Annotated in this window: 18 protein-coding genes and 1 pseudogene; 12 read left to right on the top strand and 7 right to left on the bottom strand. The window is 66.8% G+C overall.

Going from position 1 to position 16881, the window contains the following annotated elements; genetic code table 11:
- Positions 1 to 1084: 1084 nt before the first annotated feature.
- Positions 1085 to 1231: a hypothetical protein gene (locus tag ACWCO2_RS32995; RefSeq protein ID WP_450131714.1), complete on the bottom strand. Its 147-nt coding sequence runs from the start codon at positions 1229 to 1231 to the stop codon at positions 1085 to 1087.
- Positions 1232 to 1443: 212 nt separating this feature from the next.
- Positions 1444 to 1584, bottom strand: a complete 141-nt coding sequence (locus ACWCO2_RS32990; protein ID WP_450131713.1) for a hypothetical protein — start codon at positions 1582 to 1584, stop codon at positions 1444 to 1446.
- A 74-nt stretch (positions 1585 to 1658) separates the two neighbouring features.
- Between ACWCO2_RS32990 and ACWCO2_RS32985 the strand changes: the two genes are divergently transcribed.
- The 6 genes from ACWCO2_RS32985 (at position 1659) to ACWCO2_RS32960 (ending at position 6897) form a co-directional block, all read left to right on the top strand.
- Positions 1659 to 1913 (top strand): hypothetical protein, encoded by a 255-nt coding sequence (locus ACWCO2_RS32985; protein WP_450131712.1) that lies wholly within the window; start codon positions 1659 to 1661, stop codon positions 1911 to 1913.
- A 239-nt stretch (positions 1914 to 2152) separates the two neighbouring features.
- The gene (locus tag ACWCO2_RS32980; protein ID WP_450131711.1) at positions 2153 to 2881 is read left to right on the top strand and encodes an MHYT domain-containing protein; all 729 of its coding nucleotides are present in this window, start codon (positions 2153 to 2155) and stop codon (positions 2879 to 2881) included.
- An 86-nt stretch (positions 2882 to 2967) separates the two neighbouring features.
- Complete coding sequence (locus ACWCO2_RS32975; protein ID WP_450131710.1) at positions 2968 to 5310, top strand: nitrate- and nitrite sensing domain-containing protein; 2343 nt, start codon at positions 2968 to 2970, stop codon at positions 5308 to 5310.
- 145 nt (positions 5311 to 5455) lie between these two features.
- Positions 5456 to 5878, top strand: a complete 423-nt coding sequence (locus ACWCO2_RS32970) for a roadblock/LC7 domain-containing protein (RefSeq protein WP_450131709.1) — start codon at positions 5456 to 5458, stop codon at positions 5876 to 5878.
- Positions 5879 to 5939: 61 nt separating this feature from the next.
- The gene (locus ACWCO2_RS32965; RefSeq protein WP_450131708.1) at positions 5940 to 6311 is read left to right on the top strand and encodes a DUF742 domain-containing protein; all 372 of its coding nucleotides are present in this window, start codon (positions 5940 to 5942) and stop codon (positions 6309 to 6311) included.
- Entirely contained in the window at positions 6292 to 6897 is a 606-nt protein-coding gene (locus tag ACWCO2_RS32960; protein WP_450131707.1) for a GTP-binding protein, read from the top strand. The genes ACWCO2_RS32965 and ACWCO2_RS32960 overlap by 20 nt, the downstream gene beginning before the upstream one ends.
- Before the next feature lie 53 nt (positions 6898 to 6950).
- Here ACWCO2_RS32960 and ACWCO2_RS32955 read toward each other — a convergent pair whose 3' ends face one another.
- Complete coding sequence (locus ACWCO2_RS32955) at positions 6951 to 7103, bottom strand: hypothetical protein (RefSeq protein WP_450131706.1); 153 nt, start codon at positions 7101 to 7103, stop codon at positions 6951 to 6953.
- Between the two features lie 414 nt (positions 7104 to 7517).
- On the opposite strand from ACWCO2_RS32955, the gene ACWCO2_RS32950 reads away from it, so the two are divergent.
- Positions 7518 to 8048 (top strand): Rid family detoxifying hydrolase, encoded by a 531-nt coding sequence (locus ACWCO2_RS32950; protein ID WP_450131705.1) that lies wholly within the window; start codon positions 7518 to 7520, stop codon positions 8046 to 8048.
- 58 nt (positions 8049 to 8106) lie between these two features.
- Positions 8107 to 9489: an aminotransferase class V-fold PLP-dependent enzyme gene (locus tag ACWCO2_RS32945; protein ID WP_450131704.1), complete on the top strand. Its 1383-nt coding sequence runs from the start codon at positions 8107 to 8109 to the stop codon at positions 9487 to 9489.
- Between the two features lie 70 nt (positions 9490 to 9559).
- Here ACWCO2_RS32945 and ACWCO2_RS32940 read toward each other — a convergent pair whose 3' ends face one another.
- The 3 genes from ACWCO2_RS32940 to ACWCO2_RS32930 are packed head-to-tail and all read right to left on the bottom strand — an operon-like array spanning position 9560 to position 11938.
- A complete protein-coding gene (locus tag ACWCO2_RS32940) occupies positions 9560 to 9820 on the bottom strand; it encodes a hypothetical protein (protein ID WP_450131703.1) in 261 nt (86 codons plus the stop codon).
- A 2-nt stretch (positions 9821 to 9822) separates the two neighbouring features.
- Positions 9823 to 10407, bottom strand: a complete 585-nt coding sequence (locus tag ACWCO2_RS32935) for an RNA polymerase sigma factor (protein ID WP_450131702.1) — start codon at positions 10405 to 10407, stop codon at positions 9823 to 9825.
- Positions 10388 to 11938 (bottom strand): sodium:solute symporter family protein, encoded by a 1551-nt coding sequence (locus ACWCO2_RS32930; RefSeq protein WP_450131701.1) that lies wholly within the window; start codon positions 11936 to 11938, stop codon positions 10388 to 10390. Before ACWCO2_RS32930 ends, ACWCO2_RS32935 begins: the two co-directional genes overlap by 20 nt.
- Positions 11939 to 12229: 291 nt before the next feature.
- Here ACWCO2_RS32930 and ACWCO2_RS32925 point away from each other — a divergent pair, with 291 nt between their 5' ends.
- From ACWCO2_RS32925 to ACWCO2_RS32915, 3 genes are all read left to right on the top strand, one after another.
- Complete coding sequence (locus ACWCO2_RS32925; RefSeq protein WP_450131700.1) at positions 12230 to 14440, top strand: carbon starvation CstA family protein; 2211 nt, start codon at positions 12230 to 12232, stop codon at positions 14438 to 14440.
- Positions 14437 to 14649: a CstA-like transporter-associated (seleno)protein gene (locus ACWCO2_RS32920; protein WP_450131699.1), complete on the top strand. Its 213-nt coding sequence runs from the start codon at positions 14437 to 14439 to the stop codon at positions 14647 to 14649. Before ACWCO2_RS32925 ends, ACWCO2_RS32920 begins: the two co-directional genes overlap by 4 nt.
- A gap of 140 nt (positions 14650 to 14789) precedes the next feature.
- Complete coding sequence (locus ACWCO2_RS32915) at positions 14790 to 15743, top strand: glycosyl hydrolase family 32 (protein WP_450131698.1); 954 nt, start codon at positions 14790 to 14792, stop codon at positions 15741 to 15743.
- 38 nt (positions 15744 to 15781) lie between these two features.
- Here the strand turns inward: ACWCO2_RS32915 and ACWCO2_RS32910 are convergent.
- A pseudogene (locus ACWCO2_RS32910) lies at positions 15782 to 16405 on the bottom strand (dTDP-glucose 4,6-dehydratase); the annotation flags it as partial.
- 115 nt (positions 16406 to 16520) lie between these two features.
- Between ACWCO2_RS32910 and ACWCO2_RS32905 the strand changes: the two are divergent.
- Positions 16521 to 16700: a hypothetical protein gene (locus ACWCO2_RS32905; protein ID WP_450131697.1), complete on the top strand. Its 180-nt coding sequence runs from the start codon at positions 16521 to 16523 to the stop codon at positions 16698 to 16700.
- The last annotated feature ends 181 nt before the right edge of the window (positions 16701 to 16881 follow it).

Genomic DNA, 16881 nt, shown 5'->3' with positions numbered 1-16881 from the left:
GCGGCGAACAGGCTGGTGGTGCCGTTGCGGATGTAGTCGTGGGTGGCCCGCTCCGGTGTCGTGGGCATCATCGGCAGGACCGGGGCCGTGCGGTCTCATCGACAACCAGAATCACGTCCGTGGCGCCCAGTTGCTGTCCGACGTGGCTCAACACGGGCGAATCGGCCAGCCACCCTGGCCATCACGGACTCGAACATCACCTGCCACGCGGCAGGGTCTACGCTAGCGGCAGCGGCCACCGCCTGATCCTTGGTTGTCCTCACAAACACCATGATCAACGGTGGCCGCACCCGTCTCCGCAGCCCCCAGCAAGATCTCGAAGTACTACTGGAGTACTAGCACGGCCAGGTTAGCCGCGGGATCACCTGACAGTCCAAAGTGTTCATCCCAGGAAATTCGCCGAGAAGACCGAATTCTTCCTTCCCGGAAGGGAAGGTTGACGCTGCGGGGCGCAGCAGGACGATAGCCGCTTCGGCGTACGCGACTGCCGGGGCAGCTCCACGTGCGTTCTCTGCTGCCACGTGCAGATCAAACGGCGTCCCGACGGATCAGCCGGATCCGGTACCCACCGGGCCTGCAGCTCGGTTCGTGGAGCAGTAGAGATTTCATGCATGACCATGTCGCCTACTTCCTCGAGACAACGGGGTGGCACAAGGCCAGACTCGGACATCGCGCGACAAGCGCCGCGCTACAGGATTTCGCGAATCGAACCGGTCAATGCACGGTAATTCGCGCAGCGTCGGTGAGCGCAATGTCGCCCAGCACGGGCCTGCTGTCGTCTGGCATGTGCCACTCACCTCGCTTCCGCTTAGACCCGAAAACCACGGGTGGTCCGTTTCTGTTCATCTACAGTTAACCTGATGTTGACGAAATAGTCAAAACAGCGCTACTTGACAAGCAATGCGCCCCGGGGTCGCTGGGGGGGGTGTCGCTGCCGCCTCGAACTTGTCTATTTAGGACACTGCTACCACCAGGGCACCCGCGGAAAATCGTTTCGGGCAACGGCTCATCGGCCGAACGCTGGAGCACTCCCCGCCCAGGAGCTCAGAACCGATTCGTCGGCCTCGTGTTCACGCCTGCATCGCTACTGCGGCGGTCGGAGTGCCGGAGCTGCGGCGAGGATTGCGGGGAGCAGTCCAGGGAAGCGGTTTTCCAGGTCGTTGCTGCGCAGTTCGCTGTAGCGGCTGGCGCCTTGTTCATGCTGGGCGATGATCCCGCTTTCCCGGAGCACGCGGAAGTGGTGCGTGGAGGTCCACAACGAACACCGACCACACCAAAGCATCGCGAACACCCGCCCGCTCCGCCCCTTGCCCGCACCAGCCGCCGATCCGGAGCAGCTCGGAGACCCTCAACACACATCGACACGACCGACTCGGTGGCATCATCCACGAATACCACCGCGCAGCATGACCAGGGCGGATGGGATTTTCAACAAGGACACCGTCACCCCCTGGGGGCGACCTGCTCAACGGCGTCGTGGGCCGACTGATCGGCGGACGCGGGCACCACCAGCAGGACCAGCGCGCCGAGGACAACGGCGGCCCCGAGTGCAGCCCACCGACGCGGGATTTCCGCAGACACCATCGCCGACCACCTCTCCCGAAGATCGAACCCGCGGCAGCCTTGCGCCTGGACGGGAGCCTGGAGAGCATCCGGCGATGGGCGCGGTGATCCGCCAAAGAATTCCCCGTTCGGGTGGACGGCAGCTGGTCTTCGCGGGACGGATCGAAGTGCGCGTTCTCACCCGGATGCTCGCGGTCGCCGTCGGTCGATCTTGCCGGGGCGTGAAGCCGTCGTGGCGTGAAACGATCATCCTGTTCGGACCCGGCGACTTGTTTTCGCTGGTTTTTCGCGGGTGTCGCGGTGTGCTGGCCGCTCGCGCCGTCGGCGCTGGTGCCATAACGGAAGATTGAGGGCAACGTACCGGGCGAGAGTCACCTATTGCACACGATTGGTTACTGAAGAGTCCACTTTGGATCGTGGTTGTGATCATCGCGTTATATGGGTATGGTGTTTCGACGTGACCGGCCAGTCGGGGCAACATGGGTCGCTCCTTGACAGTGCCGCCTACACGCTTTAGGGAACAATGGGTCAGATAGGCTCGACGACGGAATTCGGTTTCGGTTGGCTGACACCCGTCTTGTCGTATGTGATGGCTTGCGTAGGTGCCGCGCTCGGCCTGCGTTGCATGGTGCGCGCGCTCGCGGCGACCGGCCGCGCGAAGCGCAACTGGTTGATCAACGGTGCAGTCGCGATCGGTACCGGCATCTGGACGATGCACTTCATCGCAATGCTCGGCTTCCACGTCACGGGTAGTGACGTGCGCTACGACGTTCCACTGACCGTGCTGAGCCTGGTGGTCGCCATCGTGGTGGTCGGCATCGGCGTCTTCGCGGTCGGCTACAGCCGCTCCAAGGCGCTGGCGGTGCTGGTCGGCGGCCTGATCGCCGGCCTCGGGGTGGCTGCCATGCATTACGTCGGGATGGCTGCGATGCGGCTTTCCGGCATGGTCAGCTACGAACCTGCGATCGTCGCGTTGTCGGTGGCCATCGCCGTGGTCGCGGCGACCGCCGCGCTGTGGGCGACGCTGAACATCCGCGGCCCGATGGCCGCGTTCGGCGCCTCGCTGGTGATGGGCGTGGCGGTCAGCGCGATGCACTACACGGGCATGGCGGCCGTGAACGTCCACCTGCACGAGGCGGAGTCCCTCGTGGTCGGTGCGTCTCCTATGCAGTTCATCTTCCCGCTCACCGTCCTGCTGGGGTCGTACTTGTTCTTGACGTCGGCGTTCGTCGCGATTTCGCCGAGCGTGCCGACGAAATCAGATGCGGCGGATTTCGAGGGAGCGCCGGAGGATCTCGCGGAACCGGTTGCCAAGTGAATTCGATCGATCGCTTTTCGTGATGATCGCGTGAATTGATCGGCCGCCCAAAAAGCTTGTTCTAGATAATCCGGGATGGATGGTTCATGCCCGAAACCAGCAGTTCTTTCAACATTAGACTGCCACGGCTGCCACAGCCGAAAACGGTGCGCGCGAAGGCCGTGGCACTGCTCGCGGTGCCGGTGATCTCGCTCATGGCGCTGTGGTCGATGGCCACGGTTTCGGTGGTGCAGAACGCCTGGACGCTGCACCAGGTCGAGCAGCTCAACGAGAAGCTGGCCGGTCCGGTCCGGAGCCTGCTCGACAGCCTGCAGGACGAGCGGGCCACGGCCGTGCAGTACCTGGTCGCGCCGCAAGCCGTGGGAGAGCAGGCGATCTCCGCGCAGCGCGCGCACACGGCCGAGGCCACGACCGGGCTGCTCGACGGCGTGACCGTGGCCAGGGCCGACATCGCGAATCTTACTCCCGACGTGAACCGGCGCATCAAAGTTCTCGTCCAGGACCTCGACCGTCTCCGGGACGAGCACTCCCGCCTCGTGGCAGGTCAAACGGACTGGAACAGCGCCTACCACGCGTACTCCGCCGCGATTGAGGACGCCTTCGCGGTGGGCGAGGTGCTGGCGAAGGTGCAGGAAGGACAGGCCGCCGCCACCGCGCGGGTCGTCCTGCAGCACGATCGGCTGGCCGAGATGATCGCGCGCCAGGACGCGGTCGTGACCTCGGCGCTCCTTGCCGGGCGGGTGACACCGGAGCAGCAGCAGGCGTTCGCCAGCGCCGTCGGCGGCCAGCACGTGCTGACCGACAGCCTGCTGCCCGACCTTCCGGCCGCCGACCAGGCCGCCTACCAGCTTCTCATCGGCGGCGATGCATTCCGGGTCCTCGGCATGATGCAGAACGAAATGCTCGACGCCGCCACCGGTTCGTTCTCCATCGACCAATGGCGCGGTGCGGTGCGAGTCCTGGAGCAGGCGGTGGACGCCAGCCAGGCCAATGCTCGCGCTGCGGGCGCTGCGCAGGCGAAAGCCGCCAGCCAGTCAGTGACGACCGAGGCGGCGCTGACGGTGATCCTCGGCCTGCTCGCCGTGCTGCTCGCGTTGGCGGTCTCTGTCCGGATCGGGCGCGGCATGGTGATCGAGCTGGTCGGTCTGCGCGATTCGGCGCTGGAACTGGCGAATCAACGGCTACCGCAGGCGATGCGGCGAATCCGAACCGGGGAGAAGATCGACATCGCGTCCGACGCCCCGGTGGTCGCGCCCGGCGAGGGCGAGATCGGCCAGGTCGGCGATGCGCTCAGCGCCGTGCAACGCGCGGCGCTGCAGGCCGCCGCCGAGCGCGCCGAACTGCTCACGGGCGTCTCCGGAGTGTTCGTCAACTTGGCCCGGCGCAGCCAGTCCCTGGTGCACCGCCAGCTGGGCATCCTGGACGCCATGGAGCGCCGGACCGAGGATCCCGCCGCGCTCGAAGACCTGTTCCGGGTCGATCACCTGTCGACCCGGATGCGCCGCCACGCCGAGGGGCTGATCATCATGTCAGGTGCCGCTCCCGGCCGCGCCTGGCGCCAGCCGGTGCCGCTGATGGACCTGGTCCGCGCGGCCGTCTCCGAAGTCGAGGACTACGGGCGCGTCGAGATCCGCCGGATGCCCGGGCTGTCCGTGCTCGGCTCGTCGGTTTCCGACATCAGGCACCTGTTCGCCGAACTCGTGGAGAACGCCACGTCGTTCTCGCCGCCCGACAGCACCGTGCTGGTGTACGGCGAGCCGGTCGGCACCGGGTTCGTCGTGGAGATCGAGGACCGCGGCCTGGGTATGAGCCAGGAGCGGCTGGACGACGCCAACCACCTGATCACCGAAGCGCACCGGCTGGAGCTGTTCGAGAGCGACCGGCTCGGCCTGTACCTGGTGAGCCGCCTTGCGAACCGGCAGGGCTGCACCGTCTCGCTGCGCCGCTCTCCCTACGGTGGCACCACGGCCGTGGTGCTAATCCCAGCGTCGATCCTAGTCTCGGAACCGGCAGCGGAACCACGTGAACGGCCGTCCGAATCGTTCGCCGTGCCAGAGGAACAGCCCGTTGCGCCGCCGACGAAGGCGGTGGCGACGCGCCTGCCAGTCCGGGTCCCGGCGAAGGTCGAGCCTCCTCCGCCGCCGCGTCAGCCGGTTTGGCGGGAACCGGCGGCGATCGGGGCGGCCCCGGCCGGGGAACCCGCGGTCGAAGTCGAGCAGGGCCCGGAAGTCCTGCCCCGCCGGACGCGGCAGGCGAGCCTTGCCCCCGGTCTGCAAGCGACCGATTTCCGCCGCAGCCAAACCGAGTCCGCGTCGACGGCCCCGCTGTCACCGGATCAGGCCCGAAGCATGATGTCCGCGCTCCAGCAGGGCTTCTCGCGCGGGCGCGGCGCACCGCCCGACGACGCCACCGACGCCACCGACGCCTGAGAGCCTGTCCTTGAACTTGTTTTGCGTGTCGGTGCGGGTTGCGAGGGCGAGCTAAGCGGCTTCGCCGCTTCAAGACAAAGACCAAAAGCAGGTTCGAAGGCAGGCGCCGGGAACTGCCTTCCACCGCAAGACAAGGAGCAAACCGATGTTTGGGACTGCCGAACACTCCGGGGAGTTGAACTGGCTCTTGGACGAGCTGGTCCACAACGTCCCGCGAGTAAGGCTCGCGCTGCTGCTGTCCAACGACGGGCTGGTCATGGCGGTTTCCTCGGGGGTCAGCAGCGAGGACGGCGAACACATCGCCGCGGTCGCGTCGGCGCTGCACAGTCTCGCCAAGGGCACCGGTCGGCACTTCGACGCCGGTTCCGTCCGGCAGACCATGATCGAACTGGACGGCGGTTACCTGTTCGTCGTGGCCGCCGGGGGCGGCACCTGCCTCACGGTGTTCGCCGAGGCAGGCGCCGACATCGGCCTCGTTGCCTACGAGATGGCACGTCTGATCAACCAGGTCGGCGACCATATGTACGCCGCGGAGCGCTTGCGAGGAGAAGTCGGCGGTACACCATGATGCACCAGGCGCCGCACGGAGGAGGCCGGCAGATCTTCACCGTGAAAGAAGGCGGGCGGCCGTGAGCAGTTCCGGTCAGAACTTCTATGACGATGCCGGCCCCATGGTGCGGCTGTACGCCATGACGAGGGGACGTGCCCAGCCGAGCCGCGGCAGCATGGACATCATCACACTGGTCATCGGCACCACCGCGCCCGAGCAGGACCTGACGCTCACCCCCGAACAAGCCAGGATCCTAGGCCTCTGCCGCCACCGGCGGTTGTCGGTGGCGGAGGTCGCCGCCCTCTCGGACCTGCCGTTGAGCGTCGTCCGCGTGCTGCTCGCGGATCTCCTCGACGGTGGGCACATCCGCGTCGAAAACCCCACGTCACCGCGCGAACTGCCCGGTGAAGACCTCCTGCAGGAAGTGATCAATGGCCTCCGCGCGCTCTGACGACCGGACCGGTGTTCCCCGCACCGCGCTGAAGATCCTGATCGCCGGCGGGTTCGGCGTCGGCAAGACGACGATGGTCGGTGCGGTCAGCGAAATCCGGCCGCTGCGCACCGAGGAGCAACTCACCGAGGCCGGGCGTGGTGTGGACTCCACCAGCGGCGTGGAGGAGAAGACCACCACAACCGTGGCGATGGACTTCGGCCGCATCACCCTGCAGGACAAGTTCGCGCTGTACCTGTTCGGCACACCCGGACAGGACCGCTTCTGGTTCTTCTGGGACGACATCGCCCAGGGTGCGCTCGGCGCGGTCGTACTCGCCGACACCCGCCGCCTGCGGGACTGCTTCGCGGCGGTGGACTACTTCGAGAACCGCGAGATCCCGTTCATCGTGGCGGTCAACCACTTCGTCGGCTCGCGGAAGTTCGAGGTGGCAGAGGTCGCCGCAGCGCTCGACCTCGACCCCGGTATCCCGGTCGTCCTGTGCGACGCCCGCGACCGAGAGTCGGCCAAGGAAGTCCTGATCGCCATGGTGGAGCACGCCGGGCGAATCTACGCCAAACGCCGCTGGCCGATAGCCACGCCTTGACCACTGTGGACTGTTGAAAGTGGATGCAGGAACCGCGCGCACCTCGGGCGGTGTCAGTTCTTCAGGACGTCGGCCACGGGCAGGTCGTCGCTGTTGAACCGGGTGAGCAGCACCGAATCGACGCCCGCCAGCTCCAGGACCGCGATGGTTGCGGATGGTTGCGGGGAGCCGGCCCGGTCGGAGCCGTCGGCGATCTTGAGCGCCATCGCGTTGCCGTCGGGCAGCGCTGCCGATCTGCACCGACTCGACGCCGTCCTTGGCGATCAGGCCGGGCAACGCCGCCATCAGCTTGGTGGTATCCCGGCGAGAGCCGCGGCGACTTCGTCTCCCGGCACCACCAACAGCTGTGCGCAACTAATCCCGTCGGCGGCCACCGCATCCGAGTACTCGGGGCCACCATCCGCGTGGCAAGCCGAGACGGGATCCGCTGCTGATCGCGCAGTCCTCCTCGACTTCATGTTGCGCTGTGCTGTCGCCGGGTTTACCGCGAACGCGTGCGAACCGGTTCAGCCGATGAAGTTCGCATTTCCCGCTGGCGCGCGGTAAACCGCCGCCTCCCGATCGGCAACCAAACAGCCGACCGCACCAACCGGTGAACCACGTCGCGCTGGAGGATGTGCATGGACAATCCACAAGAGGCGCAGGACACGATCGGCGGCTTCCGAAGGCCGTCCAGGGCCCGCAGGTGGCGGCTCGGAGCCGTTGTCACCGCGCTCGCGCTGGCGGTCGTCGGAAGCAGCGCCTGGGCGGGGGCCGATCACCAGACAGGGCACCGGCCGCTCAACCCGCCCGACGCACCGCAAGCGATCGGCCCGTACTCGCAAGGCATTTCGACCGGTCAGATGGTGTTCGTGTCCGGGCAGTTGCCGATCGATCCGTCCACCGGACAACTGCTTGCCGATGCGCCCACCGAGGAGCAGACCCGGCAGGTGCTGCGCAACGTGCAGGCGGTGCTCGCGGCCGATCGCCTCGAGATGGCGCAGGTCGTCAGCACCACCGTCTACTTGTCCGACCTCAACGACTTCGAGCGGTTCAACGCTGCCTACGCCGAGTTCTTCACCGAAGGCGCACCGCCGGCACGGGCCACCGTGCAGGTCGTCCGGGTGCCGAAGGACGCCAAGGTCGAGATCTCCGCGATCGCAGTCCGATAGCTCCAGCAGAACCCGAAAGGATCTGGCAGTGCCGAAACTTTCGAGCAGAACGAACGACTTGTCCCGCAGAGGTTTTCTGCGCTTCGCCGGGGCCGGCGCCGCCGTCGCCGGGCTGAGCACCACCGCGTTGTCCTCCGTGGCCGGAGCCGCCGAGCGGACACCGCTGGCGGCGAACGTGCCCCCCGGATCCGGCGACGCCTACTGGCGTGAGGTCGAGCGGCTTTTCATGCTCGACAAGAACGTGCTGTTCATGAACGTCGGCACCGTTGGTTCGCCGCCGCGCGAGGTGGTCGACACCCTGGACCGCGTGCACCGCGAAGTCGCCGTCGGCGCGAAGTCGGCCTACAGCGACTTCGCCGACGTCCGCGCGCTGGCCGCCAAGGGATACGGATGCGACCCCGATGAACTGGTGATCTCGCACAACACCAGCGATGGCATGTCGAAGATCATGGCGGGTCTCAACCTGCGTGCCGGCGATGAAATCCTCACCACCAACCACGAACACCCCGGTGGCAACGTTCCCATGGCGCTGGCCAGGGACCGGTACGGTGTGGTGATCAAGCGGGTGGAACTGCCAGTCGGCAACGACCAGCGCGCCGAGGACTACGTCGCGGCGTTCGAGCGGGCGATCAGCAGCCGCACGAAGGTGATGCTGTTCTCCGCTCCCACCTACAAGACCGGCACGATGTTGCCGATCCAACTGCTGGCCAAGGTGGCGCAGGCACACGGTGTGACCACCGTGGTCGACGGTGCCCACATTCCAGGCATGATGGCCTACAACTTCCACGAGCTCGGCGTGGATTTCCTGGCCGGTTCGGCCGCGAAGTGGCAATGCGGACCCGGCGGCACCGGGGTGCTCTACATCCGCAACAAGGTGTTGCCGCAGCACAACCCGAACCCGCTGCCCGAGTTCTGGCCGGTGGTGTCCAGCAGCTACCCGGAGGAGGGCGATTTGCCCCCGCGTTCCAGCGGGAGCAAGGAGAGCTACGACATCGCGAAGTACCTCCAGTCGGTCGGCAACGGGAGCATCGCGATCATGGAGGGCGTGCGCAACGTCTGCGAGGTGTGGGACCGCATCGGCAGGCAGCGCATTCAGGACCAGGTGCTCGGCCTTTCCGCCTACCTCAAGGAACTGGTCGCCGAGCGGTGGGGCGTGCCTTCGTTGTACTCGCCGAAGGACGACCCGCGGCTGGTGTGCGCGCTGTCCTCGTTCAACCCGTTCCGCAACCCGGCCGACGTGCTGGACAAGGCCAAGTCCGACCAGTTCGTAGCGCGGATGAAGGACGAGTACGGCATCGTCATCCGCAACGTCGATTTCCCGGTGATCGGTTCTGCCCGGAAGCACGCACCGGTGCGCATCTCCACCCACCTGTTCCACCAACGTGACGACGTCGAGCGCGTCGTCGACGCGATGTGGGATCTGGCGGGCAAGATGGCCTGATCCGGACTGCTCACTGCTGGCCACCTCTGCTGCGGCGCTCGGTAGCGGAGGTGGCCTCGTGGTGCGCGGTTCAAGGCTGGATGACGATCTCCACCTGGTCTACGCCGGGTGCGTGCGGAGGCGGCGGCGCGGACAGCGAGTTCAGCGCCCACAGGCCGACGACATCGGCCACGGCGACGATGAGCAGTGCCAGCACGAGCATGATGAGCCTGCGCCTGCGCTCCCGACGCTGCCATTCCGACCGGGCCTTGGCGTAGGCGTCGGGTGAGGCCACCACCGACGTCGCGAGCACGTCGAGCGTCTCGCGCAGCTGTTCCTCCGGGTCGCGCACGGTCACGAGTGTGCCCCCATCACCCGCGACAGCGCTTGCATTCCGCGCGAGGTGTGCGACTTGACCGCACCCTTGCTGATGCCCATGGCTTCGGCGATCTCGGATTCCTTCAGATCCAGCCAATATCGCAACACCAACGCCTCGCGCTGCCGCGCCGGAAGGGATTTCAGGGCATCCACCACCCGCCGCTGGTCCTCGTGCAGCAGCGCGGTGGCTTCCGCCGACTCGATGTTGGGTTCCTGGACGTCGACGTGCTTGCGCAACACCTTGAGGTGGCGGATGCGCATCCGCACCAGATTCACCACCACGGAGCGGAGGTAGCCCGGGCCCGCTTCGGGATCGCGCAGGCGGTACCAACTGCGGTGCAGCTGGCAGTACGCCTCGGCCACGATGTCCTCGGCGTCCTGCTCCGCGCCGAGCAGGACGGCCAGCCGCAGCAGCTGCGTGTGATGACCGTCGAACAGCCGCACCATCGCCGATTCGCGCTCCACGTCGCGGATGTCCATGCTCGGCTCGGCGGGCGGCACGTCGTTCGACGACCGCCGGTCCGCCGCGGAGTCCGTGCGATCAGGAAACCCCGGAGTCACGGCGTCGCACCCCCTCCCGGAGCACCCGCGGTGGATGGATCGGATGGATCACACCCGAGGGCGCGCGCGGCACCCGCAGTCCGCGCAGCAGCACCTGCGCCGCCGCGCTCACCACGACGTTCACCGCCAGAGCGACGATTCCGGTGTAGATGTGCGAGCTGAACTGTCCGAAGTGGACGATGACCAGCGGGGTGAAGCCACCCGCGTTGACCAGCACGGTGCCCGCGACCATGCCCGCCAGCCAGCCGGCCAGCAGCGCGAACGGGTGCGGGGTGTGCCGCAGCAACCCCAGCACGATCATCGGCAGGGTCTGCAGCACCCAGACCGCGCCGAGCAGGTGCAGGTTTATCGCGGCCTGGTCGCGCAAGCCGAGCGCGAACGCCAGCGCACCGATCTTGACCACCAGCGAGGTCAGCCGCGCCATCCGCGCCTCCTGGGCGTCGGTGGCGGTCGGGTTGACGAACTCGACGTAGACGTTGCGGGCGAACAGTGTTGCCGCGCCCATGGACATCACTGCGGCCGGCACCAACGCCGCCACCACCAGCACCCCGAACAGGAGTCCGGCCAGCCAACTCGGCGCGAGCGCGCCCATCAACATCGGAACCGCCAACTCGCTCTGGCCGCGTGGCAGCACCACGCCCGCGGCCAGCGCGGCCACCCCCAACAGCGCGAACACGGCCAACATGCCGGCCCAGCCGAGCAGTCCGCCCGCCGTGCGGCGCAGCACGTCCGGTCCGCGCGCGGAGAAGGCGACCATCAACACGTGCGGGAAGGCGAACAGCGCGAGCGCGGAACCCAGCGCCAACGACACATAGGCCGGCCACAACGCAGGCGGCAACGTCAACACCTGCGCCCCGCCGGCACGTTCGAGAATCTCGGGCGGGGTGCCCAACTTCGCCACGGCCAGTGCCGCCACCACCACCGTGCAGGCCACCACGAGCACGGCCTTGAGCACTGCCGCGACCACCGGTGCGCGCAGCCCGTAGCGGTAGGTCGACAACGCCAGGATCGCGAACACCACGGTCAGCACCAAATCCCCGGCCATGCCACCGGAGTACAGCCCGAGCACTGTGAGCACCGCCCGGATGCCGATCAACTGCAGCGCGACGTAGGGCATCGTGGCGAAGATCCCGGTCAACGCCACGGCCAGCGCCAGCAGCGGCGAGCCGTAGCGGCCCCGGACGAAGTCGGCGACGGTGACGTAGCCGTGGGCCCTCGCCACCGAGACGAGCCTCGGGAGGAGCACGAAGCCGATAGCGCAGCTGATGACCGTGTACGGCACTGCGTAGAAGCCGATCGCCCCCGAGCTGAACACCGTTCCGGGCACCGCGGTGAAGGTGTAGGCGGTGTAGATCGTGCCGCCGAGCAGGCACCACATCAGCACTCCACCGTGCCGGCGACCGGCCAGCGCCCAACCACCGAGGTCGTCGGGGACTCGGCCGCGCGCCGATCGTCTGGCAGCAACGAGAGTTCCCACCGAACCGGCGAGCACGACCACCGCGCAGGCGACCGTCGCGACGACGTTGTCCATGGATTCTCCGCACTCGGACTTGGTCGACCACCGGTGCGGTTCGCCGCCGGTGGCGAATTCCGTTTCGGTTGCCGGTAAACCATCCGGTCTGCACCGACAACTGTTGGGTGAGGACGAAAAACGCGGGAGGTGTACGAACGCTGCGGTAGTGAACCCCAGCGAACAGCGAAAAACCAGGGCCGTTCCCACATCGCAGGACGTACGAGTTGATCGACGCCCCGCGGTCGCGGTGTGCCTCAGAACGCACGTCAAGCACTCCGACGGAGGAGCACGCATGAAAGCAACTGCGGCATGACCGCGGCCGACACCCCGCCGGTCGAGGCGGACGACAAGCCGCACTGGACCCCCGTGCGGATCGCGATCTGGATCGCGATCGCGCTGATCGGTGCCGTGGCGTGGTCGATCTTGGCGGTCTCCCGCGACGAACCGGTGAACGCGGTGTGGTTCGTCTTCGCCGCACTCGCCTCTTACGCCATCGCATACCGGTTCTACGCCCGGTTCATCGTCACGAAGGTGTTGCGAGCCGACGACAAGCGCGCCACCCCCGCTGAGCGCCTGGAGAACGGCCTCGACTTCCACCGCACCGACCGCCGGGTGCTCTACGGGCACCACTTCGCCGCGATCGCCGGTGCAGGTCCGCTCGTCGGCCCGGTACTGGCGGCGCAGATGGGCTACTTGCCCGGCACGATCTGGATCATCGTCGGCGTCATCTTCGCCGGCGCGGTGCAGGACCTGCTGGTGCTGTTCTTCTCGATGCGTCGCAACGGCCGTTCCCTGGGCCAGATGGCGCGCGACGAGATCGGGCCGATCGGCGGTGTGGCCGCCCTGATCGCCGTACTCGCGATCATGATCATCCTGCTGGCGGTGCTGGCGCTGGTGGTGGTCAACGCGCTGGCCAAGTCGCCGTGGGGCGTGTTCTCCATCGCGATGACCATCCCGATCGCCCTGTTCATGGGGTTCTACCTGCGCTATCTGCGGCCGGGCCGGATCATCGAGATCAGCGTCATCGGTTGCGCGCTGCTGGTGCTGGCCATCGTCGCGGGCGGCTGGGTGGCCGCCTCTCCGCTGGCCGGCGCGTTCACGCTCAGCGAGGTCGCGCTGGTCTGGTGCCTGATCATTTACGGTTTCCTCGCCTCCGTGCTGCCCGTGTGGATGCTCCTCGCCCCGCGCGACTACCTGTCGACCTTCATGAAGGTCGGCACGATCGCGCTGCTGGCGGTCGGCATCCTGATCACGCTGCCGAGCACGGTGATGCCCGCCTTCACCGAGTTCGCGTTCAACGGCAAGGGTCCGGCTTTCTCCGGTTCGCTGTTCCCGTTCGTGTTCATCACGATCGCCTGCGGTGCGCTCTCCGGTTTCCACGCGCTGATCGCCTCGGGCACCACGCCGAAGCTGGTTACGAAGGAGCGGCAGGTCCGGCTGATCGGCTACGGCGCCATGCTCACCGAGTCGTTCGTGGCGATCATGGCCCTGGTCGCGGCGAGCGTGATCGACCAAGGGCTGTACTTCGCGATGAACTCCGCGGCCACGTCGACCGGTGGCACCGCGCAAGGCGCAGCCGTCTTCGTCAACGGACTGGGTCTGCCCGGGGTGTCCATCACGCCCGAGACGCTGGGCCAGGCCGCCGCGGCCGTCGAGGAGAAGACCTTGGTGTCGCGCACCGGCGGTGCGCCGACGCTGGCGGTGGGCATCTCGGAGATCCTCGGCGCAGTGTTCGGCGGTGCCGCGCTGAAGGCGTTCTGGTACCACTTCGCGATCATGTTCGAGGCATTGTTCATCCTGACCACTGTGGACGCCGGTACCCGCGTCGGTCGGTTCATGCTGCAGGACACCCTCGGCAACCTGATCCCGAAGTTCCGCGACACGTCGTGGAAGACCGGTTCGATCGTGACGAGCGCGCTGATCGTCGCGGCGTGGGGATCGATCCTGCTGATGGGCGTCACCGACCCGCTCGGTGGAATCAACACGTTGTTCCCGCTGTTCGGCATCGCCAACCAGCTGCTGGCCGCCGTCGCGCTGGCGGTGTGCGTGACGATCATGTGCAAGACCGGTCGCGTGCGCTGGGCGTGGGTCCCGGGCATACCGCTGGTGTGGGACGCAGTGGTCACCCTCACCGCGAGCTGGCAGAAGATCTTCAGCACCACTCCGTCAATCGGTTACTGGGCGCAGCACAACGCGTATCGGGATGCGCTGGCCGCCGGGAAGACGTCGATGGGCCAGGCCAAGAACGTCGAGCAGATGGAACAGGTCGTGTACAACACGTTCGTGCAAGGCACGCTGTCCATCGTCTTCGCGGTTCTGATCGTGATCGTGCTCGTCGACGCTGCGCGGCGCTCGATAGCACTGATCCGCAGCGGCGCGATCAACGACACCGAACACCCCGCCGAACCGTCGAAGGTGTTCGAACCAGCCGGGCTGATCACCACAGTCGAGGAGAAGGCACTCGAAAAGCGCTGGAAGGAGTACGAGTCGACCGGAACCGAGCGGGTGGGATCGGCTTGACCGGCACCGACCGCGCTGCACGCCCCGGCCGGCGAGTGGCCGGGGCGCTGCGCCGAGCCGCGCACAGGGCGATCTGGTATGTCCGCGAAGTGGTCGGCGAGAACGACTACCAGCGCTACGTCGATCACCTGCGCGCACGTCATCCGGACCGCACACCACCTTCCCGGCGCGAGTTCGAGCGGATGAAGACCGACCGACCGACCGAGTGAGCCCCGGAAGTGGCACCCACGCCGTCGGCTGCCGATGCGAAGTACCCGATTCGCGGATATCGGTAGAATCGGGCATCCGCTATACCGAAATGACACGCCGCTTCGGGCGAGATGAAAACGGCCGGGATAGGCAGGGGTCGATGATGATCAGTGCGTCCGGTAGAAGATTGTTCCGCTCTGTGGTCGCCCTGCTCGTCGTGACCCAGATGACGGGCACGGTCAGCGCCGCGTCTGCTTCGGCGACCGATTCGGTGTCAGCGGGCGAGTTCGTCCACGTCTACGACCCGTCGGTCGGCGAGACCGAGCAGTGGTACTACAACGACCACACGATGGTCCAGGACGCGGCCACCGGTGTGTGGCACGTGTATGCCATCACCCACGCCGAACCGGCCGATCCCCTGGACGAGAGGCATTTCGGGCATGCCACGGCCCCCTCGCCGCGAGGCCCCTGGACGAAGCAGCCGTTCGCGTTGACCGCGGATCCGGCCGCCGGTGAGAGCCACATCTGGGCGCCGCACGTGGTCTTCGCCAACGGCGTTTACCGCATGTTCTACGCGGCGGGCACCCCCGACCACACGGCCTACCGCATCCACCTCGCGACCTCCACCGACCTGCGGACCTGGACCCGCAGCGCGGCCAACCCACTGTTCACCGACGGATTCGACGCCAGAGACCCCATGGTCACCAGAATCGGCGCCCAGTGGGTCATGTACTACACCGCGACCAGCGCTCCTACCGGTGGAAACCACCAGGTGGCCTACCGGACCAGCCTGGACCTGGTGCACTGGAGCGGGAAGCGCGTCGCTTTCGAGCACCCGGCCTCGGGCACCGTCGGAGGTCCCACCGAATCCCCGTTCGTCGTGCGACGCCCGGATGGCTGGTACCTGTTCGTGTGCTGCGACCCCGGCTACAAGGACACTCGGGTCTACTCCAGCACGAACCCATTCCACTTCACAGTGGACAGTCCGGCCGGTCACATCAACGCCCACGCCTCCGAGATCATCACCGAATTCGACGGAAACACCTCGATCACCAGTGCCGGCTGGGGAGAAGGCGGGCTGCACCTCGCACCGGTGCAGTGGTCAAATCCCTAACCCGGCCGTGTTCGACACCGCCCGCTGCTCGGCGTTCGTAGGACCTCTCGTGCAGTGGATCCGTCGCCGTACAGGGGCACCTGTTGTCCTGAGTGGAGATTTGTCACGAACAGCGGGATGATCTTCTCCGGGAACTGGTACGGGCCGTAGGTGTTCGAACCCCGGGTCACGCACACCGGCAGGCCGTACGTGCGATGGAACGAACGGGCGAGCAGATCCGCGGACGCCTTGGCCGCCGCGTAGGGCGAGTTCGGCAGCAATGGCTCGTCCTCCGAACAGCTTCCCTCCGCGATGCTGCCGTAGACCTCGTCCATCGACACGTGGACGAGCTTGTCGACCCGGGCGTCCAGTGCGGCCTGGAGCACGGAGTGCGTCCCGAGTACGTTGGCGCGGACGAACTCCGCCGATCCGGTGATCGACTTGTCCACATGGGACTCCGCAGCGAAGTGCACGACCAGGTCGACTCCCGGCAGCAGCCGCGCCACCAGGCTGGTGTCGCAGATGTCGCCCTCGACGAACCGAAGCCTGCCATCGCCGCTGACCGGATCGAGATTGCGCAAGTCGCCGGCGTAGGTCAGTTTGTCGAGTACGACCACCTCGGCCGAGGCGAAAGCGGGATAGGCACCGGTGAGCAATCGACACCGGCATCCCGCAGCAGCGATTACCCCAGGTACGGTCCTGCGCTGGCATCGTCGCCTGGTAGCCAGGAAGTGGACGTACCCGAACCGCACCGGACGGCCGCCCCTCGACGAGACCATTTCTGCGTTGATCCAACGTATGGCCAGGGAAAATCACACCTGGGGATACATGAGGATCCAGGGGGAGCTGCTCAAGCTCGGCTATCGAGTGGGTGCCTCGACGATCCGCCGCGTTCTCAAACGAGTGCGAATCCCTCCAGCACCGACCCGATGCACCGACACAACCTGGCGGCAGTTCCTGACCGCGTGGTGCGTGTGATCCCGAACGTGCCGCAAGTGCACGGTGTGCTCGTCGTTCCTGCGTTTCACCGGGTGTACGCCACGGCAACCGGCAGCAACGCGATGGTCACGATCGACGAGGAAACCGGTCAGGTGATCAACCAGACCCCGACCGGGGCGTATCCTGACAGCTTGGCGTTCGACCCGCGCAGGAACGCCGT

This window comes from Saccharopolyspora sp. NPDC002376 (assembly GCF_053593195.1).
The sequence above is the reverse complement of the archived record's forward strand: the minus strand, read 5'-3'. Positions and strand labels throughout refer to the sequence as shown.